The sequence below is a fragment of the Shewanella electrica genome (assembly GCF_022321485.1).
GTDB classification, from domain to species: Bacteria; Pseudomonadota; Gammaproteobacteria; order Enterobacterales; family Shewanellaceae; genus Shewanella; species Shewanella electrica.
Window position 1 is genome coordinate 1 of sequence record NZ_JAKOGG010000638.1, and the last position, 246, is coordinate 246.

Annotated in this window: 1 protein-coding gene; it reads right to left on the reverse strand. The window is 48.4% G+C overall.

The genetic code is table 11. The annotated features are described in order from the left end of the window. Nucleotides 1–60: 60 nt before the first annotated feature. A partial coding sequence (locus L9G74_RS24560; RefSeq protein WP_238898929.1) for a Vps55 family protein occupies nucleotides 61–246 on the reverse strand: 186 nt, incomplete at its 5' end.

The window sequence follows — 246 nt, forward strand, 5'->3', positions numbered from 1 at the left end:
GTGCTGAGAAGCAAACCATGAAACAGATTTACCTTCTTGTGTCCATGTGCCTCGAGCCTTTTACCAATCTTCATCCAGCGTAGCTCTATGGAAGCACATCACTGTGCATACAAGGATGAAGAAGGACGTGAACTCGATGAACATGGCTCCAGTCTCAATTAGGCCAGCGTGCCTCAGAATTGCTGGGATTGCAATGCTTCCCATGGCAGATGCACCAGTCAGGAATTTTGCAGCATTGAACCACCC